The sequence below is a fragment of the Martelella alba genome, from assembly GCF_005217455.1.
Lineage (GTDB): Bacteria > Pseudomonadota > Gammaproteobacteria > Enterobacterales > Enterobacteriaceae > Acerihabitans.
Map to the genome: position 1 here is coordinate 1 of NZ_SZPQ01000047.1, position 21,319 is coordinate 21,319.

Genomic DNA, 21,319 nt, shown 5'->3' on the forward strand with positions numbered 1-21,319 from the left:
GTGCGGTAGTTCAGTCGGTTAGAATACCGGCCTGTCACGCCGGGGGTCGCGGGTTCGAGTCCCGTCCGCACCGCCACTATATAAAAAAGCCCTGTTTATAACAGGGCTTTTTTTATGGTGATCATTAAAAAAATTGCCTTTGCAATTGTGCAGTGATCTCCTCATCCATCCTGGCCTCATTGAGGTTATGCCGCGACTGAAAACCATTCTAGAAAACGACGGATAAGCTCTCACCGAATAAGTTGTATCAACGCACAAACCACGATCGGCATGTTTGCCAAACTATCCAGGCTGCGAGACATGGTTCTCTTGTGATACACTGATAATCGTCGTCATAAGTTTTCGAAGGCGTTGATACCGACGCTGAAATCTTATGAACGTCCTGGGTTGCACAATACCTGTGGTAAAGCAGCTTTATTATAATGCGGTGATTTTGCATAAGTGCAAGAAAAACAATCGATAGGCGGTCACTGTGCCAAAAAAAACATATTCAGTTAGGTATGTTGCAGGCCAGCCAGTGGAACGAATTTTCCCGCCGCTTGCCTATAGTGGCCTCGGGCAAGCGCTTCCTCCGGGCGAACCCTTGCCTGGATCGCATTTGTTGCGGGTTATGGTATGGAACATCTATAAGCAGCAGCGTGCCGATTGGCTTTCCGTCTTGAAAGGTTTTGGCAAGGATGCGCAGTTAATGCTGCTCCAGGAAGCGCAAACCACGCCGGAATTGATCAGGTTCGCCACCTCGCATTATCTGGCGGCCGATCAGGTGCCCGCCTTGATCTTCCCGCAACATCCCTCGGGTGTCATGACGCTATCGGCAGCGCATCCGGTTTACTGCTGCCCTTTGCGCGAGCGCGAACCGCTGTTGCGTTTGGCGAAATCCGCGCTGGTCACGGTGTATCCCTTGGCTGACGGGCAATTGATGATGGTGGTGAACATCCATGCGGTGAATTTCAGCCTGGGCGTCGATGTCTATAGTAAACAACTGGGACCTATCGGCGAGCAGATTGTTAACCACCAGGGACCGGTGATCATGGCGGGGGATTTCAATGCCTGGAGCCGTCAGCGTATTCTGGCTTTATACCGTTTTGCCGATCGTATGATGCTACGGGAAGTCCGGTTCGCCGATGATCAACGGCGCCGCGCCTTCGGACGTCCGCTGGATTTTGTGTTCTACCGCGGACTCAAGGTGGCGGAAGCCTCGGTATTGGTTACCCAGGCCTCGGATCACAACCCGCTGTTAGTGGAATTTGAGCCGCGTAACAAAACAAAAGACGCTCTCCCCCAACCGCGCATTGTCGGCATCCGGCGGCAGTGACCCATTAGGACAAAAAAAAACAAGCAACGAATTGCTTGTTTTTTCATGACGGAACCCATCAGGAATCCGTTGCCTTGCCATTTACGAAGAGCGTCAGTTTCAATCCGGGTTGCAGCGTGGCAGCGCTATCCAATTCACCGTTCCAGCGCATCACGTCTTCAATATTGACGCCATGGCGTCTGGCGATGCTGGATAACGAATCGCCTTTGCGTACTTGATAGACAATACTGGTACCGCTACCGCCCACGGTATTACTGGCCACCTGCAATGTCTGGCCAATTTGCAAATTGCCGCTGGAACGCAGATGGTTCCATTTCAGCAAATCGGCTGTTCTGACATTGAGACGTTTGGCAATGCCAGACAAAGTATCACCGGAGCGAACCTTGTATGACACGCTATCCTGTCCGGCTTTCGCCAACTGGGTAGACTGCACCGCCGCAATATCGCCTTCCGCCAAGGAATCTCTGAACTGCGAGGCGTGGGACTTGGGCAACATAATGTAATGCGGCCCATTGGGCGCGGTGACATTACGCTTGTAGCCAGGGTTATAGCTTTTCAGCTTGGTCAGTGATAAGCCTGACATTTCGGCGGCTTGTGTCAACTTGATCTGCTGACCCACTTCAACCCGCGCCAACGCCCGATCGCCATCGGATTTCGGCAGGACAAGTCCGTATTTTTTGCTATTCTTAATGATACTGCTTAATGCCAGCATCTTCGGCACATAGAGCGAGGTCTCGCGCGGCAGCGATAAAGACCAAAAGTCAGTGGGTTTCCCCCTGGCTCTGTTTGACTTGATAGCTTGCATCACACGGCCTTCACCGCTGTTGTAAGCTGCTATAGTCAATAACCAATCTCCGCCGAACATACGGTTCAAGCGTTGCATCATATCCAACGCGGCGGTAGTCGACGCAGCCACATCGCGGCGCCCGTCATACCACTGGTTTTGCTTTAGACCATAATTCTTTCCTGTTTTCGGCACAATCTGCCACAGGCCAGCCGCTTTAGAGGCGGATGTCGCCTTAGGGTCAAAAGCGCTCTCCACTATGGGTAGCAGTACTAGTTCCATCGGCATCTTACGTTGCTTAATCTGCTCGACTATCCAGTACATGTACGGCTCTGCCCGTAATGTTACATCGTGGAGATAGCTCTTATGTCGTAAATAACGCTTTTTTTGTTCGCGGATCCGGGCGTTGTCCGGGACCTGCATCTTCAGCTCGTCGCTAATGAAGTTCCACAGATCAGGCTGCGCGAGGCTTGCGTTATCCAGCCATCGCGCCGAGGTCTCTCGGTCATCTGTGTACTTTCCCGCTTCACCTTGACCTGCCGAAGAAACACTCTGTGCATGCTGTTCGGGCGCTTTATCGTCCTGCCTGGACGTCTGGCATCCCACTAGCAAGACTGAGGCGATTATTATCGCATGAGTCTTCATCGTGTATGTCAATCGTAGCTTAAAAGACAAGCAATAATACTTTGAAGATTCCGACAATACAACCCAAACCTTTAGAAATGATCTTTCTTCTCACGTAACAATGCGAAAATACGCCATTCGTCGCGCAGATCACCTTGTGGGTTCAACTTTCTTTGTAAATCAACGTCATGGCAACGCAAGAAAAGGTTAATTTTGCCTTCCAATTGTAGCGTTGTCGGCAAGCTGGCTTGGTTTTTCGCCCGTAACTGCTTAATTTCACGTTCATATCCGGCTATCAGGCTATCTTCCGGCAAAATCGAACGGGCAAAGGCCAGATTCGCCAGGGTATACTCATGGGCGCCGCACACGAGCGTTTCAGGGGGAAGTTTCCTAACCTTTTGTAATGACTGATACATTTGCTGGGGGGTGCCTTCGAAAAGACGGCCGCAACCTGCTGAAAACACCGTATCTCCACAGAAAAGGTAAGGCGCCCCATAAAAGCCGATATGACCCAAAGTATGTCCGGGTAATGCTAGAATTTGAAAGTCGATATCCAGAAGCTTGACATTGTCGCCTTCGACGACAATGTGTGTGGCGCCTTTATTTGCGGTTTCCTTTGGACCATAAACGGGGACGTCATAGCGGGCCAGTACGTCGGGAACGCCGCCCACATGGTCATAGTGATGGTGGGTCAGTAAAATGCCCTTAAGCGTCAGGCCCTGGTCGGCTATGGCGGCAAGAACCGGCTCAGCTTGACCCGGATCGACGATCAGGCACTCTTGCCGGTCGTTACGCAAAAGCCAAATGTAATTATCCGCAAGCGCGGGAATACTGATAAGATTCATGACTCACCTCTGTTTATTTTTTCTTATGGCATCTAGAAGATAGTCAAACATGAAACCAGCGCAAATTACGCAATCGATTATCGCGCCAACTTCATGGGACGACCTCCCATACGGAGAGAATTATCGTCGAGCCATCGAGTCCTGCCTACGGCCCTGGTGGCCGAAATTATTCGGATTTCATCTGCTTAAAATCGGCACGCTCAGCGCCGAGCTCAATACGGAAAGCTGCGCTATTTCCCATCAGGTGAATGTGGGGGAAACCGGGGCCATGATGCATGTGCTGGCCGACCCCTATCAGTTGCCGTTTGCCAATAAGTCCACCGACGCCTGCCTGCTGGCGCACACTTTATCCTACACCGCCGACCCGCACCGGTTGCTGCGCGAAGTGGACCGTGTCCTGATAGATGACGGTTGGCTGATTATTACCACATTTAATCCGGTAAGTCTGCTGGGACTGGGCAAACTCTGTCCGGTTATCCAGCGCAGGCAGCCCTACCGCAGCCGAATGTACACCCAGATGCGGCTACTGGACTGGCTCAGCGTGCTTAACTATGAAGTCCAACACCGCTCCTGGGCGCAGGTGCTGCCTTGGCGGCGGCGCGGCGGTTGCCTGCTCAGCGAACATGTGCCCGCCGTCGGTTGCCTGAGTGTTATCGTGGCGCGCAAACGGACTTTCCCGTTGGCGCGCAACACGGCGAGAAACCGCTCCTTGCCGGCGTCGTTGCGCCGTACCGTGGGCGCCGCCAGCCGCAGCGGCTAATCCGCGTCCTGGATTTCCGGATGATAGCCGGTATCCTCAAGGGTGGGATGCAGCGCCGCGTGGCGCGCCAGCTCGTCGCAGCGTTCGTTTTCCGGGTGGCCGGCATGCCCCTTGACCCAGTCCCAGCGTAATGTGTGATATTGAATGGCCGTATCCAGCCGTTGCCATAAGTCGATATTCTTCACCGGTTTTTTCCCGGCGGTCAGCCAGTTGCGCTTTTTCCAGTTATGGATCCAGCGGGTAATACCCTGACGAACGTACTGGCTGTCAGTGCTGAGAACCACCTCGCAAGGCGTATTCAAGGCCTCCAACGCCACAATGGCGGCCATCAGTTCCATACGGTTGTTGGTGGTGAGGCGATAACCGGCGCTAAAAATTTTTTCATGCTGCTTATAGCGCAGAATAACGCCATAACCGCCCGGTCCCGGATTGCCGAGGCAGGAACCATCGGTGAAAATTTCTACCTGCTTGTGCATTCTGGTAGACTGCCCTTACGTGAAAAAAAAGACAAGTCTGACACAAATGGACACGATGAGCACAGGAATTACGCGACAGATTGTTCTTGATACCGAAACCACCGGTATGAACAACCTGGGGGCGCATTACGAAGGCCACCGGATTATCGAAATCGGCGCGGTGGAAGTCATCAATCGCCGGCTTACCGGCCGGCATTTTCATGCCTATCTGAAGCCGGATCGGCTGGTGGACCCCGAGGCTTTTAACATCCATGGCATCAGCGACGAGTTCTTAGCCGATAAACCAACTTTCGCCGAGGTGGCCGACGAATTCATCGCGTTTATTCACGGTGGTGAACTGGTCATTCATAATGCGCCGTTCGACATCGGCTTTATGGATTATGAATTCGGCAAGCTGAACCGTAATATTGGCAAAACCGAAACGTTTTGCGCCATTACCGACAGTTTGACGATGGCCCGTAAGCTGTTCCCCGGCAAACGCAACAGCCTGGATGCGCTTTGCGACCGCTATCTCATCGACAACGCCAAACGCACGCTGCACGGCGCGTTGCTGGACGCCGAAATCCTGGCCGACGTTTATCTCGCCATGACCGGCGGTCAAACCGATATGCATTTTTCCATGGAAGGCGAGGCCGCCAGATCCGATGCCGCCGAAGGCGCGGTAATTCAGCGGGTCCGGCGTCCGCAGGCGGCACTGAAGGTGATCTATGCCAGCGAGGCGGAATTGGCGGCCCACGAACACCGGCTGGACCTGGTCGTCAAGAAGGGCGGCTGTTGCCTGTGGCGGTCGGACGAGAACGGCCAGGCTTGATAAACCCGTTGATTAGGCCGGATTTTCGGCGTTGTGCCGAAATTATCGCCAAACAGTCGCGGCCGATGTAAAAAGCATTGACGATAGTCTGCGCGGCCCGTACTATGCGGCTCGCTTGGTTGATAAAGCCAACGCGCGGTGCGGTAGTTCAGTCGGTTAGAATACCGGCCTGTCACGCCGGGGGTCGCGGGTTCGAGTCCCGTCCGCACCGCCAAATGTTTTTATGGGAAAGCCATGTGCGAACTCTGTTTGCGCGTGGCTTTTTTCGTTTTATCAGCTATACCGTAAAAATCCCGTCCTTCAGAGCGAGGGTATAAGGCGGGGTTATCCAGCTAGCCCTCCCGCCTTCAGGGAAGATGTTAACTTCAGGGTCTTGTCGGCGAGGCAAACCGAGGCTAAAACCGGCGTTGGCCGGCGGATTCAGACCGAGGGCAAATTATCCGACGCGGTGGAAATGCGCGCCGCGTCGCTCAGAAGGGAGTCCGCCAGCGCGGCGGCGGGCGTCCCGGCGTCCTCGCCGCCAACAATCACAAACTCAATTTCGCCCAGCGGCGGCAGCCCCGCCGAGGACGGTATCACGGACAGACCGGGCGGGATCATCCGGCGGGAGTGCGGCACGAAGCCCAAGCCGGCCAGCGCCCCGGCACGCAGTCCGTTCATGCTGTTGCTGGTACAAACGATCTTCCAACTGCGACCGGCGTTCGCCAGGGCGTCAAGCGCCAAGGTGCGGGTGATGCTCGGCGGCGGGTAAAGAATAAGGGGTAGCGGCAATGCCGGATCCGGATAAACATTGACCGGGCCGATCCAGACCAGGGATTCGCGCCAGACCCGTCGACCGCGGAGATCGCTTTTTTGTCGTTTGGCGAAAATGACGTCCAGCAATCCGGCGTCAAAGCGCTCATGTAATACCCCGCTTAAGGCGATGGTCAACTCCAGTTCTATATCCGCATGTTGTCGGCGGAACTCGGCCAGCACGCCGGTCAGACCGGCTGAAGCAAAATCCTCTGAAATGCCGAAGCGCACACGGCCACGGTTTTGCCGGCCCTCAACGTAATTCCCCAGTCGAAGACTGGCCGCCAGCACGTCCCGCGCATAAGGCAGTAACGCCGAACCTTGTACGGTCAGGGTAACTGAATGGGTATCGCGAACGAATAACCGGCGTTCCAGGCGAGACTCCAAACGGGCAATCCGCTGACTGACCGTCGATTGCCGTATGCCCAGTCTGTTGGCCGCCGCGGTGAAATTGCGCGCTTCCGCGACGGCCAGGAAAATCTGTAACAGTTCGGGATCCGCAAGTTCAGGCCCGGTTATCGCCATTCTTAATTACCAATTATTTTGTAATAGCTATTCCAGATTATAGAAACCTGTGTCATTATTTTCTAATGCGAATTCGGCATTACCAGTCCTCTTTTTTATCATTTTATTGATCGGAAAGCACAGTGATTTATCAACAGGTCCGCCTCGTCGAGTCAAAACAGGCGCCAGCGCCCGACAACGAAACGCCATCCTCCGCCGTTACCCCCCTCAGCGCGCCGGTTTGGGTTTTCGCTCTGCTCGTGATAGCCACCGGCGTGAGCGCCGGTCTTGCGGGAATGCTGCTGGCCATGTTGTTGCACCTGGTGCAACACCTGGCCTACGATTACAGCCTGCATCAAATTATCAGTCCGGAAAACTTTCTGGCGGGCGTCAGCGCCTCATCGGGACGAAGACGGCTGGCGGTATTGATTTCCTGCGGGCTGGTGGGGGGTATCGGCTGGTGGCTCATCTACCGTTATGGACGGCCGCTGGTGAGCATCAATAAGGCTATCAGCGCCGAAGCGCCGCTTATGCCGCCCTTGACGACCGTATCGCATATCCTGCTGCAAATCGTGACGGTTGCCCTGGGGTCGCCCCTGGGGCGGGAAGTGGCGCCTCGCGAGGCGGGAGCGCTGCTGGGGGGGTGGATGTCCCACTATGCCCGCCTCGCCCCCGATCAGCGTCGTCTTATTGTGGCCTGCGGCGCCGGGGCCGGGTTGGCGGCGGTTTATAATGTGCCGCTGGGCGGGGCGGTGTTCGCCCTTGAGATGTTGATTCGCTCCCTGAGCTGGTCGGCGTTGGCCGCGGCGCTGACGGCCTCCGCCATTGCCGCGTCCGTGGCCTGGCTGGGGCTGGGCGCGGAGACGCTGTATGCCATTCCTCATTTCCCTTTGACGACGGGCATTATCGTTTGGGCGGTGGTTACCAGTCCGCTGTTCGGCATCGCCGCCTACGGTTTTGTCCGCATAACCACAGCGGCGCGCAATCGAGTGGTACGCAATAATAGGCTGCCGGTCCTGGCTTTCATTAATTACGCGGTTATCGGCGTTTTATCCATGGATATGCCCGCATTGCTGGGTAATGGCAAAGGCGCGGCCCAACTGGGCTTCGACAGTACCATGACCATCACGGCGGCGGCCATCCTGCTGGTGTGCAAGATGGCGATCAACACCAGCAGCGTTCGGGTCGGGTTTGGCGGCGGGCTGCTGACCCCGGGCCTGTCCAATGGCGCGTTGCTGGCGGTGGTGCTTGGCGGCCTGTGGAACAGCATCTGGCCCGGCGGCGAGCCGACCGGCGCTTATGCGGTGATCGGCGCGGCGGCGTTTCTGGGCGCATCCATGAATATGCCTTTGACGGCCGTCGTGTTATTGGCGGAGTTTACCCGCATCGATCATGATTTCCTGGTGCCGATCATTTTGGCGGTGTCGGGCGCCGTTTGCGTCTGTCGTTTATGCACCCGGCTCTGGGATCATGATAGTACGCCGGGTTTGGGCGGCAACCAGGCCGAACCCGGTTAGCGTTCATTCCCTGGGCGCGGAGACCATCCCGGCGAAATGCCCATCGCTAACGACTGCGCGCTCATGGCGCGCCAGATAGCGGTAGCAACCGCCGCCCAGCAATACGCCGATAAACCAGCTGAAATTCGCCACTTCATGCAAAGTAGGCGTGAAACTTATCGCCAAGCCGATGGCCACCGACGGCGCGAGGGCCATCACCGCTTTGGGATTAAAACCGCTACGGTACCAGTAGCGGCCCGCCGGCGTCGCATTGAACAAGTCGTCCACCGCGATGGTGCCGCGTTTGATCAGATAAAAATCGGCGATAAGAATACCAAACAACGGCCCGATAAAAGCGCCCAGCACATCCAGGGTATAATGGATAAGCTCGGGCGACTGGAACAGGTTCCAGGGCGTGAGCAATACCGAACCGACGGCCGCCAGCATGCCGCCGGCGCGGAAACTGATTTTCTGCGGGGCGCAGTTGGAAAAATCAAAAGCCGGCGACACGAAATTGGCCACGATATTGATTCCGATGGTGGCGATGATCATGGTCAGCAGACCTAGCGCGACCGCCACGCTGCTGCCGACGCGGCTGACCGTTTCAATTGGGTCGGTGATCATCTGGCCAAACAGGCTTTGTGTTCCGGATACGATGACGACGGTAACGATGGAAAACAATAAGAAATTGAATGGCAACCCCCAGCGATTGCCGCGGCGGATTTCATCCATGGTTTTTCCGTAACGGGAGAAATCGCCGAAATTCAGCAGCGGCCCGGAAAAGTAGGAGACCACCAGCGCCACGGCGGTGATCATTTGCCAGGCTTGCTGCCCGCTAGACAATGTTTTGTTGCCAAGGGTAAAGGAAATATGGCTCAGGCCGGTCTGATAAAGGATCCAGCCGGCCAGCGTGAGCATGACCACATAAACCGCCGGGCCGGCAAAATCGATAAACCGCTTGATGGCCGACATACCGTGCCAGAACACCATCGCCTGCAAAAACCACATCAGACCAAAGCAGATCCAGCCAAGGGCGGACAACCCCAGCCAACGGCTATGGGTCAACGACGCCAGTTCCGGAAAAAACTTTAATAACACCAGCATTAACGCATTGGCCGCCAGATAGGTTTGAATACCATACCAAGCAAAGGCGATGAGACCGCGGATCACCGCTGGAATATTGGCGCCGAACACGCCAAAGGCCTGGCGGCAGATGACCGCGTAGGGCACGCCGGCCATCTGGCTGGGCTTGGCCACCAGGTTGGCGCATAACTGAACGATGCAAATACCGCATAACAGGCAAATCAGTACCTGCCAACTGGCCAGACCGAGGGTAAAGAAACTGGCTGCAACCACATAGCCGCCCATGCTATGCACGTCGGACATCCAGAAAGAAAAGATATTGTACCAGCTCCAGTTCTGCTGGCGGGTGGGCGCGAGATCGTCGTTGGTCAGCTTCGGGCTGTAATGGCCTCGCTCATGGGATCCGATGTTCGGGGTCGTACTGTTGCTGTTTGGCATGGAAACTGCTCCTCTTGACACTAACCCGTGGAAGGACGATGACTCTTTCAAGGGGGTGTTTTGCAGGAATCAGGCCAATCGTTTTTAAAACGGTATACAAAATAGTTATCATTACGTATACGATAGGGTATCGATACGTGTACAGGAGTATCCCATGTCCAGTTGGTACGGGCTAAAAAGCGCCATTTTTTCGCAGGATAAGGACGATGAGATTTATCACGCCATCGTTAAAGCGATCGTCGAACATCAACTCCCGCCAGGCAGCCGCCTGCCGGAAGAGTCTCTGGCCGCGGTATTCGGCGTCAGCCGGACCGGCATAAGAAAAGTGCTGCAACGCCTCGCGGCGGTGCAGTTGATCACCCTGACGCCCAAGCGCGGGGCGCAGGTGACCACGCCCGGCGTGGAAGAAGCCCGCCAGGTGCTCGCCACGCGCGGTCTGCTGGAGACAGCCAATGTGCCAAGCGTGGTGGCGCATTGCGAAGCCTCGCATATCGCCGCGCTTGATGTCATCGTCGATGAAGAGCGACAAGCCCATGACGCCCGCGACGGCGCGACGGCTATCCGGCTTTCCGCGCTGTTCCACGTCCAACTTCAGGCGATCTCCGGTAATGAGGTATTGACGCAGATGGTTTCCCAGTTGACTCTGCGTTCTTCGCTGGTCATCGCCGCTTATGGTGCTCCGTGGCAACAGGGGTGCCGCTGCCACGACCACCAGGAATTGATCGCATTGCTAAAGCGTCGCCGCGCGCAGCCGCTGGCGGAACGGATGCAAAAACATTTTGACGATATTCTGGCTAACTTGCATTTCGAACGCAGCGGAGAAACCACGCCGGATTTCGCCAGATTATTTGCCTCGACCACCGGGGGAGAAATCGCATGACGGGATGTTGTATACAATTGATCAATCCCAATACCAGTCTTGCCATGACGGAACGTATACGTAAAGCGGCCTGTGCGGTCGCAGCGCCGGGTACGACAATTCACGCGATCTGTCCCGCCGAAGGCGCGCCGTCCATAGAGGGGCACCTTGATGAGGCCGTCGCCGCCATCGGCGTATTGCAATTGATCAAACAAGGCCGCGCCCAAGGCGTTAGCGGGCATGTCATCGCCTGTTTCGGCGATCCCGGGCTGATGGCGGCGCGGGAATTGGCCGGCGCGCCGGTGATAGGCATCGCCGAAGCGGCCATGCATATGGCGACGCTTGTGGCCACCCGGTTTTCAGTGGTCACCACCCTGCCGCGTACACGGGTTATTGCGCGGCATCTTCTTTATCAGTACGGTTTCGAGCGGCATTGCGCCAGGGTGCGCGCCATCGATTTGCCGGTGCTTTCGCTAGAGGATGAAAGTGGACTGGCAAGAGGTAAAGTACGCGAAACGTGCCTGCTTGCCAGACGGGAAGACGATATCGGCGCGATTGTGCTGGGTTGCGCCGGCATGGCGGATCTGGCCGCGGAACTGACCGCCGAATTGCGGATACCGGTTATCGACGGCGTCGGCGCGGCGGTTAAATTGGCGGAATCCTTGTGTGGCTTGGGGCTGAGCACCAGTAAACAGGGTGATCTGGATTTTCCCGTCCCAAAAGAACTTTCTGGGTATTTTAACGGACTAAACTAAATAATTTGCGGTTTACAAGGAACAGCCCATGACTGAATCCCATGAGAAGAAAAGCGCTTCCTTCGCCAAAAACTATCCCCGCGATATGTTAGGTTATGCCGGTAATCCGCCTTATGCCGACTGGCCGGGCAACGCTCGGATCGCGGTGCAGTTCGTGCTCAATTACGAAGAGGGTTCGGAAAGTCATGTCCTGCATGGGGATTCGGGTTCCGAGCAGTTTCTATCGGATATCATCGGCGCCGCCAGCTACCCGGAGCGGCACATGTCGATGGATTCCCTGTATGAATACGGTTCCCGCGCCGGGTTTTGGCGCATTCACCGGGAGTTTCAGCGCCGAGGGTTGCCGCTGACCCTGTTTGGCGTGGCGATGGCGTTGGCGCGCAATCCCGCCGTCGTGGAAGCGGTAAAACAGGCGGGATATGAGGTGGTCAGCCACGGTTGGCGCTGGTTGCACTATCAGGGAATGGACGCCAAAACCGAACGCCAGCACATGCATCAGGCGGTGGACATCCTGAACGAACTGTTCGGCGCCCCTCCCTTGGGATGGTATACCGGCCGCGATAGCCCCAACACCCGCCGCCTGGTGGTGGAACACGGCGGTTTTCTCTATGATAGCGATTATTACGGCGATGATTTGCCGTTCTGGACGCAGGTCGCCTGTACCGATGGGGCGGTCAAACCGCATCTGATTATTCCCTATACCCTGGAGGCGAATGACATGCGCTTCGTTTCGCCCCAAGGGTTCAATACCGGCGAACAGTTTTATTGCTATCTTAAAGACAGCTTCGACGTTTTATATGAGGAAGGCGAAAAATCGCCCAAAATGCTGTCGGTGGGCATGCATTGCCGTATCCTTGGCCGGCCGGGACGTTTTCGCGCGTTGCAACGTTTCCTGGACTATATCCAGCAGCATGATCGGGTGTGGATCTGCCGGCGGCGGGATATCGCCGAACACTGGCTGGCCCGTCATCCGTTTGCGTCGCCGGAAGCGCCGGCGCAGTCCGGTAACCGCTAGTCCATTAAACTGACATGAGCGGCGACGATACGCCAGCCGCAGGCCAGCTTGACCCAGGTTTGCGTCTGGCGTCCGATTTTGTCGGTGTCCAGGCGGGTGAATTCGGTGCTGGCCACGGCCAGATCGTCGCCGAAGGTCGTTATCACCGTATTGCGCAATATTCTATCGAGTCCCTTGGGCGACCGGACGGCGCGAAAGGCCTGGATCGCCTCAATACCATACAGGTCTTCCGTCGCGCCGAAACGGATGGTGCGCGGATCATGCCAGAACAACTCGTCCAGCACCACGATATCATTGGTGATAAGCGCTTGCTCATAGCGATAAAAGGCGGCATTGACTTCCGCCAGAATGACCGGGCGGTCGATATATTCATTTTTCATGTTGCATTTCCCATAGGGTTACAGATATGCAGGCCGTTTATTCCCTCCCGACTCCGGCGCCCATCTTACCGACGCCATGGCGGCGCGGCGCAATGGGGGGCCGGATTCCTTCGCCGTTCTTTGCCAGATAGGTGAAGCAAGAGCCGTTCCAACGCGGCGATTGTCGTCCCGCTTAAGCGGCGCAATGCGAACTGTGCTAGGGTAGGCCGAAACGAAGGTAACATCCGGACCGAGCAATGAAACCTTTCGATGAGCGGCTGCGCGCCGCTTATGCCCGCTTGTCGCCGCAAGAGCAGCGAATCGCCGGTTTTATCATCGATAATCTTGATGATATGACCAGCTACAACAGCGCCGAACTGGCGCGGTTGAGCGGCGTATCCAAGGCGACGGCCAGCAGGTTGTTCCGCCGCCTGGGGTATGCCAACTACCGCCAGGTGCGCGATGAACTGCGCACGTTGCGGCAAAGCGGCATGCCGGTGGTGGACCGTGGCGACGCGACGCGGGGCGACACATTGCTGGCGCGGCATTACAAACAGGAAATGTTCAACCTGGCCCAATGGGTCAATGGTCTGGACAGCGGCCAATTCGCCGAGGCGATTCGGGCGATGGGCCGCGCCCGCCGGCTTTGTCTGGTTGGATTGCGCAACAGTTATCCGGTGGCCATGCATTTACGACAGCAGCTACAGCATATCCGGGATCAGGTCGGCTTGTTGCCCCAGCCGGGCCAGACGCTGGCGGAGGAGATTGTCGATCTCGGCGTCCTGGATCTGATGATTGTTGTCGCTTTTCGACGGCGAAGCGGCCACATCGCGCCTTTGTTGACCCAACTGCGCAACCGGCGGGTTCCGGTGTTGCTGCTAAGCGAACCACAGGCGCGCTCCCTGACGTCGCTGGTTCGTTGGCATTTTACCGTGCCGCTGGACAGCGTCTCGGCTTTCGACGCCTACTCATCAGCCATGAGCCTGGTGAGCCTTATCAGCAATGCCTTGCTGCATGACGCCTTGGAGTCGGGCCGGCAACGTATCCGTACCATCGCCGGCATGTACGCCGCGCTCAATGAACTGGAACGGCGCGACTGATGCCTCAATGGGGTGCGGGCGCGCGAAAACAGTGCGCAATGATCCGGGTTTTTTCTTTCTTCCTCCGCTATTTTCAATGACCTCTCCGTATCGTGCGTCTTTAGGGCCGCGCCACGCCAGATAGCGACGCAAAGGTGTGGCACAAAAGTTGCAAATATAATAAATCGTGAATCAATAATTTCAAATTCAACTTCGGCTTATGCATCGGATCGGTGCGAGAGGCAATAAGGCGGCGCCGGTTTCCCGCTCGGCACGCGCGTGCTATCCCTTTACTTTGCGGCCGTCAATGAGGGAGAGATATGGTGGCTAACGCAAGATACGAGCAAATTCACCCGCCCTATCGTTTGTTGATGGGGCCAGGACCGATCAATGCCGATCCGCGCGTGTTGCGGGCCATGGCCAGTCAATTGATCGGCCAGTATGATCCGGCGATGACCGGTTATATGCATGAGGTCATGGCGCTGTACCGCCAGGTGTTCAGGACGGAAAACCGCTGGACACTGTTGATTGACGGCACGTCCCGCGCCGGCATCGAAGCTTTGCTGATCTCGATGATTTGTCCGGGGGATAAGGTGCTGGTGCCGGTGTTTGGCCGGTTTGGCGCGCTGTTATGCGAAATCGCCCGGCGATGCCGGGCCGAGGTTCATGTCATTAAAGCGCCTTGGGGCGAAGTGTTCAGTCCCGATCAAATCGAAGATGCGATTAAACGGGTAAAGCCTAAGCTATTGCTCACCGTGCATGGCGATACGTCGACCACAATGTTGCAACCGCTGGCGCAGTTAGGCGATATCTGTCGCCGTCATCAGGTACTGTTTTATACCGACGCCACGGCGTCGCTGGGCGGAAATGTTCTTGAAAGCGATGCCTGGGGGCTGGACGCGGTATCCGCCGGTCTGCAAAAGTGCCTGGGCGGCCCGTCCGGCAGTTCGCCGGTGACCCTGGGTCCGCGCTGCGACGCGTTAATACGGCGTCGCCGGCGCGTGGAAGAGGGGATACGGACCGCCGAACATCAGGACGGCGAAGCGGAAATGGTTTACTCCAATTATTTCGATCTGGATATGATCATGAACTACTGGGGACCGGAACGTCTGAACCACCATACCGAGGCCACCAGCATGTTGTTCGCCGCCCGGGAATGCGCCCGCTTGCTGGTGGAAGAAGGGATAGCGTCGGCCGTCGAGCGCCACAAACTGCATGGCGACGCCATGATGGCCGGCATTCGCGCCATGGGGCTTCAGATATTCGGCGACGTCAGTTGCAAGATGAACAATGTGCTGGGGGTGGTCATTCCGCCGGGTATCGACGGCGAACAGGCCCGGCGGATGTTGCTGGACGATTTCGCCATTGAGATTGGTACGTCGTTCGGGCCGTTACAGGGCAAAATCTGGCGTATCGGCACCATGGGCTATAATGCGCGCAAGGATTGCGTCATGCAGACGCTTGCCGCGCTGGAAGGGGTCTTGCATCGGCTGGGGTTTGTCTGTGCGCAAGGGGCGGGTTTACAGGGGGCATGGGATCTTTATCAGCGCCGGGCGGCGAAATGAGCGGGGATTCGCCTATGTCGGCGGAAGCCGGCGCCGGCGCGGCGCGCGTCATGTCCCGCTGCGATACGCTCGGGCAAATCAGCGCGGTACCCGATGCCCTGACCCGGGTCTATTTGTCGCCGGAACATTTGCGCGCCAATCGCCGGGTGGGCGAATGGATGCGGGAAGCGGGCATGCGGGTCTGGCAGGATGAAGTCGGCAATATTTGCGGCCGTTACCCAGGCCTGTGCGAGGACCGGCCGGCCATCCTGCTGGGTTCGCATCTGGATACGGTACGCAACGCCGGCCGTTACGACGGTACCCTGGGCGTGCTGGCGGCTATCGAGATCGTTGATTATCTTCATCGGCGGCAAATCAGGCTACCGCGCGCCATTGAGATTATTGGGTTTGCCGACGAGGAGGGCACCCGGTTTGGCATCGCTTTGCTAGGCAGTCGGGGAATTACCGGCTCCTGGCCGTCGGAATGGCTGGATGTCAAAGATGAACGCGGCATCAGCCTGGCCCAGGCGCTTACCCTGGCCGGGCTGAACCCGCGTCTGATAAGCCGGGCCAAACGCCCGCCCCGTGCCTTCGCCTGTTATCTTGAGTTGCATATTGAACAAGGGCCCTGCCTGGAACAGCGCGACCGGGCGCTGGGGGTGGTGACCGCCATCAATGGCGCCAGACGTTTCAATTGCCGTTTCACTGGCATGGCCGGCCATGCCGGTACGGTACCGATGGCTTTGCGTCGCGACGCGCTGACCGCCGCCGCCCGCTGGATAGCGGATATCCGCGCCCTCACCGCCGCGCACGGCGCGCAGATGGTGGCGACGGTGGGCACGCTGCAATGCCTGCCCGGCGCGGTAAATGTTATTCCCGGCGCCGTGGCGTTGTCGCTGGATGTCCGCGGTCCGGATAACGACGCGCTGCAAGCGCTGGCGGACGACCTGCTGGACCGCGCCCGGAGTGTCGCCGCAACCGACGGCCTGACGTTTGCCTGCGAGGAATACTACGGCATCGACGCCACGCCCTGCGATCCGCGCTTGCAGGCGATGTTGGCAACGTGCGTCGGGCGGGTACAGGTCGATTGTCCGTTACTGCCCAGCGGAGCGGGACATGACGCCATCGCCATGGCCGCCTGCTGGCCGGTGGGCATGCTGTTTGTCCGGTGCCGGGGAGGCGTCAGCCATCACCCGGACGAGGCGGTCGCCACAGCGGACGTGGCCGCGGCGCTCCAGGCCGGATGCGCGGCGGTGCTATCGCTGACGGCGCTGTGAGGCGGTCTCGGTATCCTTAGCCGCAACATCCGTCGCGGTATCCAGGCTGAATGCGTCGGCATCCAACCAGGCGGGGAAGGATTGGCGGTATTGGCGGAGGTTTTCCAGGGACAGTGACGCGGACAGACACTCCGCCCGATGCGGCGCACCTTGCGCCAGCACGTTGCCCGATGGATCGAGGATCATGCTATCGCCGCTGTAATGATGGCCATTGCCGTCGGTGCCGATGCGGTTACAGCCGGCGACATACGCCTGGTTTTCGATGGCGCGGGCCGCCAGCAGGGTTTGCCATTGGCGCGCGCGCGGCGCCGGCCAGTTGGCCACATACAGCGCCAGGTCATAATCTTGCCGGTTGCGCGACCAGACCGGGAAACGCAGGTCATAACACACTTGCGGTAAAATGCGCCAGCCGCGCCACTCCACCACGACCCGCCGGCTGCCGGCCCGATAGTAATGGTGCTCGTCGGCCATGCGGAACAGATGACGTTTGTCGTAAACGTGCAGCCGGCCGGAGGGCTCAGCCAGCAGGAAGCGGTTGACGGCGCCGTTCGGGGTATCGATGGCGGCGCTGCCGCCTATCAATGCATCGGCGGCGGCGGCCTGGCTTTGCAGCCATTGCGCCACGCGTTCCTGCGGCAACGCATTGCCGGCCGCCTCCATGGCGAAACCGGTGGTGAACATCTCCGGCAGAATAATCAGATCGCGACCGGCGACGCCCGCCAGCAATGCGTCGAAAAACCGGAGATTGGCCTCGCCGTCCATCCAGATCAACGGTTGCTGCAGCACACTGATCTTCAGAGCCGACATAAGCGCTCCGCGGCGGCATCCAACGTCGCGTCCTGTTTGGCGAAACACAGGCGTATCAGTTTATGGGGGAAAGGATCGGCGCAGAATACCGATAAGGGAATGGCCGCCACGCCCGCGTTGACCGTCAGCCACTGGCAAAATGCCGCATCGTCCATATCGGAGATGGCGCTGTAATCCGCCAGTAAAAAATAGGTGCCCTCGCAGGGCAGTACGTCAAGCCGGCTTGGCGCCAGAGCACGGACCAGATGATCGCGCCTGTCGCGATAGAAGTCAGGCAACTGCCGCCAGTGCTCGGGATGATCGCGCAGCATATCGGCTATGGCCAACTGCGCCGGGGTATTCACGGTAAATGTCAGGTACTGGTGAATCTTGCGCACCTCGGCGCTGAGCAACGGCGGCGCCACGCAATAGCCGACTTTCCAGCCGGTCATGTGAAACGTTTTGCCGAACGAAGAGACCGCAATCGAACGCTGACGCAATTGCGGATGCGCCAGCACGCTGGCATGGCCTGTGCGGGCAAAGCAGATGTGCTCGTAGACTTCATCGCTGAGAACATAGATTTCCCGCTCGGCGATGGCTTGCCACAACTGAGCGAAATCCTCTTCGCGCCACAGCGTACCGGAGGGGTTGTGCGGGGTATTGAGAATAACCAGCCGGGTACGATCGGTGATTTGCGCGCGAAACGCCGCCCAGTCAACCCGAAACGTCGGCGGTTGCAAGGCGATATGCCGGGTCACGCCGCCTGAGAGGGTGACCGCCGGCGCATAGCTGTCATAACTCGGGTCGAAACACACCACCTCGTCGCCGGTGCGAACCAGCGCGCTGATGGCGGCGAACAAGGCCTCCGTGGCGCCGGCGGTTACCGTGATTTCACTGTCCGGATCGGGACGCCAGCCATAGATTTCTTCGGTTTTGTCGGCGATGGCGGCCCGTAGCGGGGCCGCGCCGGTCATGGGCGCATACTGATTGGCGCCTTGCGCCACATGGTATGCCAGACGGGATTTGAGGTATTCCGGACCGTCGAAGTCCGGGAACCCCTGTGACAAATTAATCGCCCGATGCTGCTGGGCCAAGGCGCTCATAACGGTGAAAATGGTGGTCCCGAGCGCCGGAAGCTTGCTCTCGGGGGTGATGGAGTGGGTATCGCTCATGACAAAAGCTCTCGACAGCCGTTTTTTTCCACTATAACACGCTCAAGCGGATTGGCAATCAGGACGTGTAGATGGCTAAACCTCAATGGTCCCTTGGCCGCCCGCGGCGCTCACGGCAATCGCCCCGCCCGAATAGCCAAAGCAATTGCATTGGCGGTGCCCACTCGCTTTGCTGGAACCGGCGCGCGTTATATTACGCCGTCCGTTGTCGGCGGCGTGTCCGCCGGCGCGGTGTTCCGCGCCATGGATTGATACTGAGCCGGCTAACTTTACTTCTCGCCCTTTACCCGATCCGGTAAACTGTGCGCTGAAGCTGTTTTATGTTGACGAGCCTATACCGAGGGACTTATGTATCAGGATTTGATTCGTAGTGAACTTAACGAAGCCGCACAGACGCTGGCGGCCTTTCTCAGCGATGATCGTCATATTCAATCCGTGGAGGACGCGGCCAGATTGATCGCCGATTCCTTCAAAGCCGGCGGCAAAGTGTTGTCTTGCGGTAATGGCGGCTCTCATTGCGACGCCATGCATTTCGCCGAAGAACTCACCGGTCGCTATCGCGATAACCGCCCCGCTTACCCGGCCATCGCGATTTCCGATCCAAGCCATCTCTCCTGTGTCAGTAATGACTATGGTTACGACTTTGTTTTCTCGCGTTATATCGAGGCGTTGGGCAATAAGGGCGATGTATTGTTGGGCATTTCCACCTCCGGCAATTCGGGCAATATTATCCGGGCCATTGACGCCGCCCGCGCCAAAGGCATGAAAGTGATTGCGCTGACCGGTAAGGATGGCGGAAAAATGGCGGGTGTCGCGGATGTGGAAATTCGCGTGCCGCATTTCGGCTATGCCGACCGTATCCAGGAAATCCACATCAAAACCATTCATATCATGATCCAGTTGATCGAAAAAGAAATGGCCGGCGCGGCGAAATAGTCTCCTGGCCTAAAAGAGTGTAAGGAGGGGGGATGTGTGAATTGCTCGGGATGAGTGCCAACGTACCGACGGATATTTGTTTCAGTTTTACCGGACTGGTGCAGCGGGGGGGCCGAACCGGGCCGCATAAGGACGGCTGGGGCATTACGTTCTACGAGGGTCCGGGATGCCGGACGTTCAAAGATCCCCTGCCGAGCTTTAATTCCCCCATCGCGCGGCTGGTACAGGATTATCCCATCAAGTCCTGCGCTGTCATCTCCCATATCCGGCAGGCCAATAGCGGGCGGGTCGCGCTGGAAAATACCCATCCCTTTACCCGCGAATTATGGGGCCGCAACTGGACCTTTGCCCATAACGGTCAGTTGCGGGGATATGGACGATTGCCCACGGGTTCGTTTCGCCCGGTGGGACAAACCGATAGCGAACGGGCTTTTTGCTGGCTACTGGCCCGATTGGCGGCGCGCTATCCCCGCACGCCGGGCCATTGGCCGGCGGTCTTTCGTTATATCGCCTCGCTGGCGGGCGAACTGCGGCAGAAAGGCGTGTTTAATATGTTGCTGTCGGACGGCCAGTTTGTGATGGGCTACTGTTCCACCCGATTGTATTGGATCACCCGGCGTGCGCCGTTCGGCAAAGCCACGTTACTCGATCAGGATGTGGAAATCGATTTTCAGCGGCAGACCACGCCAAACGATGTGGTCACGGTCATCGCCACCCAGCCGCTGACGGGCGATGAAACCTGGCACCCCATCGTGCCAGGGGATTACGTGTTATTTCGTCTGGGTGAGCGCGAACTGTGAAACAGTGCCCGAGTTACCGTTCAACAACGAAGGCGGGTTGACTACGTACTGCCCATTGATAACCGATACCGCCGCCGGTTGGTGGTGCGCGACAAAATAGGCATAGCCGGGCTGCAACTGCTGCCAGAAAGAATAATAGACGGAATCGCGATGACGCCGCATATTCTCCGGCGTCATGCGGAACGGATAAATATGAATCTTTATCGCGCTCTGCCCGTTTCTCAGCGCCGCTTCCACAAAATGGTATATTTCGCCGATATAGGCATTGGTCATGGCATAACAGCCGATGGAACGGCAATCGCCATGAATCATCAACATGGCTCCGGAATAACCTCTCGCCTGATCGTAGGCATTGGGAAAACCGATATTGATGGCTCGGTAATAATGGCTATTGGGCTGAAGATTACGGCTATCAATCGTATAAAAACCTTCCGGGCTCTTGAAGTCGCCTTCCCGGTGTTTCGGGCCAAGGCCGCCGGAAAACTTGCAGATCCGATAGCTGCCGATCAGGTGGTAATCAGTGCCGATCTTGGCATAAAGCTCGAGGGTACGCTCTTCTTTGAATATTTGTATAAATACCGGCGACCCCAATAATTGGTCTTTTAATTCTTGTGAAACCGCCTGTGTTTGCTCGCTGGCATAACTGGTTGAAATCAAGGCCGGTATACAAAACAACATCGCAAGCACTAATGCGATTTTGCCCATCATCTTTCCTGCGTAGTCAAAATAAATCACTCGCCTGGCAAGTAGGATTGCCGGCAAACCCTTAAAAACGACAAATTTAACAAACAAGCCAGCGACAAGATATC

Annotated in this window: 21 protein-coding genes and 1 tRNA gene; 13 read left to right on the forward strand and 9 right to left on the reverse strand. The window is 57.3% G+C overall.

What is annotated here, in order from left to right; genetic code table 11:
• Window positions 1–472 precede the first annotated feature (472 nt).
• Entirely contained in the window at window positions 473–1,315 is an 843-nt protein-coding gene (locus FCN80_RS21930; RefSeq protein WP_136992479.1) for an endonuclease/exonuclease/phosphatase family protein, read from the forward strand.
• A 58-nt stretch (window positions 1,316–1,373) separates the two neighbouring features.
• On the opposite strand, the gene mltD is transcribed toward FCN80_RS21930, so the two are convergent.
• A complete protein-coding gene (gene mltD / locus FCN80_RS21935; protein WP_136992480.1) occupies window positions 1,374–2,744 on the reverse strand; it encodes a murein transglycosylase D in 1,371 nt (456 codons plus the stop codon).
• A gap of 71 nt (window positions 2,745–2,815) precedes the next feature.
• On the reverse strand, window positions 2,816–3,568 hold the full coding sequence (gene gloB, locus FCN80_RS21940; RefSeq protein ID WP_136992481.1) for a hydroxyacylglutathione hydrolase: 753 nt from the start codon (window positions 3,566–3,568) through the stop codon (window positions 2,816–2,818).
• A gap of 49 nt (window positions 3,569–3,617) precedes the next feature.
• Here gloB and FCN80_RS21945 point away from each other — a divergent pair, with 49 nt between their 5' ends.
• On the forward strand, window positions 3,618–4,328 hold the full coding sequence (locus FCN80_RS21945; protein ID WP_136992482.1) for a class I SAM-dependent methyltransferase: 711 nt from the start codon (window positions 3,618–3,620) through the stop codon (window positions 4,326–4,328).
• Here the strand turns inward: FCN80_RS21945 and rnhA are convergent.
• Entirely contained in the window at window positions 4,325–4,804 is a 480-nt protein-coding gene (gene rnhA, locus FCN80_RS21950) for a ribonuclease HI (RefSeq protein ID WP_136992483.1), read from the reverse strand. The genes FCN80_RS21945 and rnhA overlap by 4 nt on opposite strands.
• Window positions 4,805–4,859: 55 nt before the next feature.
• Here rnhA and dnaQ point away from each other — a divergent pair, with 55 nt between their 5' ends.
• Window positions 4,860–5,615, forward strand: coding sequence for a DNA polymerase III subunit epsilon (gene dnaQ, locus FCN80_RS21955; RefSeq protein WP_136992484.1), 756 nt, complete (start codon window positions 4,860–4,862; stop codon window positions 5,613–5,615).
• Window positions 5,616–5,752: 137 nt separating this feature from the next.
• Window positions 5,753–5,829, forward strand: a tRNA-Asp gene (locus FCN80_RS21960).
• Window positions 5,830–6,035: 206 nt separating this feature from the next.
• Here FCN80_RS21960 and FCN80_RS21965 read toward each other — a convergent pair.
• Window positions 6,036–6,932, reverse strand: coding sequence for a LysR family transcriptional regulator (locus FCN80_RS21965; protein ID WP_136992485.1), 897 nt, complete (start codon window positions 6,930–6,932; stop codon window positions 6,036–6,038).
• Between the two features lie 122 nt (window positions 6,933–7,054).
• Between FCN80_RS21965 and FCN80_RS21970 the strand changes: the two genes are divergently transcribed.
• Window positions 7,055–8,428 carry a chloride channel protein gene (locus tag FCN80_RS21970; RefSeq protein ID WP_230492859.1) on the forward strand — a complete coding sequence of 458 codons (1,374 nt, stop codon included), beginning with the start codon at window positions 7,055–7,057 and terminating at the stop codon, window positions 8,426–8,428.
• Window positions 8,429–8,431: 3 nt separating this feature from the next.
• Here FCN80_RS21970 and FCN80_RS21975 read toward each other — a convergent pair whose 3' ends face one another.
• On the reverse strand, window positions 8,432–9,928 hold the full coding sequence (locus FCN80_RS21975) for an NCS1 family nucleobase:cation symporter-1 (RefSeq protein ID WP_136992486.1): 1,497 nt from the start codon (window positions 9,926–9,928) through the stop codon (window positions 8,432–8,434).
• A gap of 154 nt (window positions 9,929–10,082) precedes the next feature.
• Here FCN80_RS21975 and FCN80_RS21980 point away from each other — a divergent pair, with 154 nt between their 5' ends.
• From FCN80_RS21980 to puuE, 3 genes are read left to right on the forward strand one after another with little or no spacing between them, the layout of a single operon-like run.
• Window positions 10,083–10,808 (forward strand): GntR family transcriptional regulator, encoded by a 726-nt coding sequence (locus FCN80_RS21980; protein WP_136992487.1) that lies wholly within the window; start codon window positions 10,083–10,085, stop codon window positions 10,806–10,808.
• Window positions 10,805–11,542: an aspartate/glutamate racemase family protein gene (locus FCN80_RS21985; RefSeq protein WP_136992488.1), complete on the forward strand. Its 738-nt coding sequence runs from the start codon at window positions 10,805–10,807 to the stop codon at window positions 11,540–11,542. Before FCN80_RS21980 ends, FCN80_RS21985 begins: the two co-directional genes overlap by 4 nt.
• Before the next feature lie 28 nt (window positions 11,543–11,570).
• Window positions 11,571–12,557: an allantoinase PuuE gene (gene puuE / locus FCN80_RS21990; RefSeq protein ID WP_136992489.1), complete on the forward strand. Its 987-nt coding sequence runs from the start codon at window positions 11,571–11,573 to the stop codon at window positions 12,555–12,557.
• Here puuE and hpxZ read toward each other — a convergent pair.
• The gene (hpxZ, locus tag FCN80_RS21995; protein ID WP_136992490.1) at window positions 12,554–12,937 is read right to left on the reverse strand and encodes an oxalurate catabolism protein HpxZ; all 384 of its coding nucleotides are present in this window, start codon (window positions 12,935–12,937) and stop codon (window positions 12,554–12,556) included. The two genes, puuE and hpxZ, sit on opposite strands and share 4 nt — an antisense overlap.
• Window positions 12,938–13,173: 236 nt before the next feature.
• On the opposite strand from hpxZ, the gene FCN80_RS22000 reads away from it, so the two are divergent.
• The 3 genes from FCN80_RS22000 to hpxK all read left to right on the forward strand — a co-directional run bounded on the left by FCN80_RS22000 (window position 13,174) and on the right by hpxK (window position 16,816).
• A complete protein-coding gene (locus FCN80_RS22000) occupies window positions 13,174–14,016 on the forward strand; it encodes a MurR/RpiR family transcriptional regulator (RefSeq protein ID WP_136992491.1) in 843 nt (280 codons plus the stop codon).
• A gap of 299 nt (window positions 14,017–14,315) precedes the next feature.
• Window positions 14,316–15,560, forward strand: coding sequence for a pyridoxal-phosphate-dependent aminotransferase family protein (locus FCN80_RS22005; RefSeq protein ID WP_136992492.1), 1,245 nt, complete (start codon window positions 14,316–14,318; stop codon window positions 15,558–15,560).
• Complete coding sequence (hpxK, locus tag FCN80_RS22010) at window positions 15,527–16,816, forward strand: allantoate amidohydrolase (RefSeq protein WP_230492860.1); 1,290 nt, start codon at window positions 15,527–15,529, stop codon at window positions 16,814–16,816. Before FCN80_RS22005 ends, hpxK begins: the two co-directional genes overlap by 34 nt.
• Here the strand turns inward: hpxK and FCN80_RS22015 are convergent.
• Complete coding sequence (locus FCN80_RS22015; protein ID WP_136992493.1) at window positions 16,796–17,623, reverse strand: amidohydrolase; 828 nt, start codon at window positions 17,621–17,623, stop codon at window positions 16,796–16,798. The genes hpxK and FCN80_RS22015 overlap by 21 nt on opposite strands.
• Window positions 17,611–18,774 (reverse strand): pyridoxal phosphate-dependent aminotransferase, encoded by a 1,164-nt coding sequence (locus FCN80_RS22020; protein ID WP_136992494.1) that lies wholly within the window; start codon window positions 18,772–18,774, stop codon window positions 17,611–17,613. Before FCN80_RS22020 ends, FCN80_RS22015 begins: the two co-directional genes overlap by 13 nt.
• 348 nt (window positions 18,775–19,122) lie before the next feature.
• Between FCN80_RS22020 and lpcA the strand changes: the two genes are divergently transcribed.
• Window positions 19,123–19,710, forward strand: coding sequence for a D-sedoheptulose 7-phosphate isomerase (gene lpcA, locus FCN80_RS22025; RefSeq protein WP_136992495.1), 588 nt, complete (start codon window positions 19,123–19,125; stop codon window positions 19,708–19,710).
• Window positions 19,711–19,742: 32 nt separating this feature from the next.
• Entirely contained in the window at window positions 19,743–20,510 is a 768-nt protein-coding gene (locus FCN80_RS22030; protein ID WP_136992496.1) for a class II glutamine amidotransferase, read from the forward strand.
• Here the strand turns inward: FCN80_RS22030 and dpaA are convergent.
• Window positions 20,481–21,218 (reverse strand): peptidoglycan meso-diaminopimelic acid protein amidase, encoded by a 738-nt coding sequence (dpaA, locus tag FCN80_RS22035; RefSeq protein ID WP_230492861.1) that lies wholly within the window; start codon window positions 21,216–21,218, stop codon window positions 20,481–20,483. The two genes, FCN80_RS22030 and dpaA, sit on opposite strands and share 30 nt — an antisense overlap.
• Between the last annotated feature and the right edge of the window lie 101 nt (window positions 21,219–21,319).

What these genes read in the sequence shown, in the direction of transcription:
- gloB (WP_136992481.1), bottom strand. Translation starts at nt 3,568, where the DNA reads ATGAATCTTATCAGTATTCCCGCGCTTGCGGATAATTACATTTGGCTT.
- rnhA (WP_136992483.1), bottom strand. Translation starts at nt 4,804, where the DNA reads ATGCACAAGCAGGTAGAAATTTTCACCGATGGTTCCTGCCTCGGCAAT.
- puuE (WP_136992489.1), top strand. Translation starts at nt 11,571, where the DNA reads ATGACTGAATCCCATGAGAAGAAAAGCGCTTCCTTCGCCAAAAACTAT.
- FCN80_RS22020 (WP_136992494.1), bottom strand. Translation starts at nt 18,774, where the DNA reads ATGAGCGATACCCACTCCATCACCCCCGAGAGCAAGCTTCCGGCGCTC.
- FCN80_RS21945 (WP_136992482.1), top strand. Translation starts at nt 3,618, where the DNA reads ATGAAACCAGCGCAAATTACGCAATCGATTATCGCGCCAACTTCATGG.
- FCN80_RS22030 (WP_136992496.1), top strand. Translation starts at nt 19,743, where the DNA reads ATGTGTGAATTGCTCGGGATGAGTGCCAACGTACCGACGGATATTTGT.
- dpaA (WP_230492861.1), bottom strand. Translation starts at nt 21,218, where the DNA reads ATGATGGGCAAAATCGCATTAGTGCTTGCGATGTTGTTTTGTATACCG.
- FCN80_RS21985 (WP_136992488.1), top strand. Translation starts at nt 10,805, where the DNA reads ATGACGGGATGTTGTATACAATTGATCAATCCCAATACCAGTCTTGCC.
- FCN80_RS21965 (WP_136992485.1), bottom strand. Translation starts at nt 6,932, where the DNA reads ATGGCGATAACCGGGCCTGAACTTGCGGATCCCGAACTGTTACAGATT.
- hpxZ (WP_136992490.1), bottom strand. Translation starts at nt 12,937, where the DNA reads ATGAAAAATGAATATATCGACCGCCCGGTCATTCTGGCGGAAGTCAAT.
- FCN80_RS22000 (WP_136992491.1), top strand. Translation starts at nt 13,174, where the DNA reads ATGAAACCTTTCGATGAGCGGCTGCGCGCCGCTTATGCCCGCTTGTCG.
- hpxK (WP_230492860.1), top strand. Translation starts at nt 15,527, where the DNA reads ATGGGATCTTTATCAGCGCCGGGCGGCGAAATGAGCGGGGATTCGCCT.
- FCN80_RS22015 (WP_136992493.1), bottom strand. Translation starts at nt 17,623, where the DNA reads ATGTCGGCTCTGAAGATCAGTGTGCTGCAGCAACCGTTGATCTGGATG.
- FCN80_RS21975 (WP_136992486.1), bottom strand. Translation starts at nt 9,928, where the DNA reads ATGCCAAACAGCAACAGTACGACCCCGAACATCGGATCCCATGAGCGA.
- lpcA (WP_136992495.1), top strand. Translation starts at nt 19,123, where the DNA reads ATGTATCAGGATTTGATTCGTAGTGAACTTAACGAAGCCGCACAGACG.
- dnaQ (WP_136992484.1), top strand. Translation starts at nt 4,860, where the DNA reads ATGAGCACAGGAATTACGCGACAGATTGTTCTTGATACCGAAACCACC.
- FCN80_RS22005 (WP_136992492.1), top strand. Translation starts at nt 14,316, where the DNA reads ATGGTGGCTAACGCAAGATACGAGCAAATTCACCCGCCCTATCGTTTG.
- mltD (WP_136992480.1), bottom strand. Translation starts at nt 2,744, where the DNA reads ATGAAGACTCATGCGATAATAATCGCCTCAGTCTTGCTAGTGGGATGC.
- FCN80_RS21980 (WP_136992487.1), top strand. Translation starts at nt 10,083, where the DNA reads ATGTCCAGTTGGTACGGGCTAAAAAGCGCCATTTTTTCGCAGGATAAG.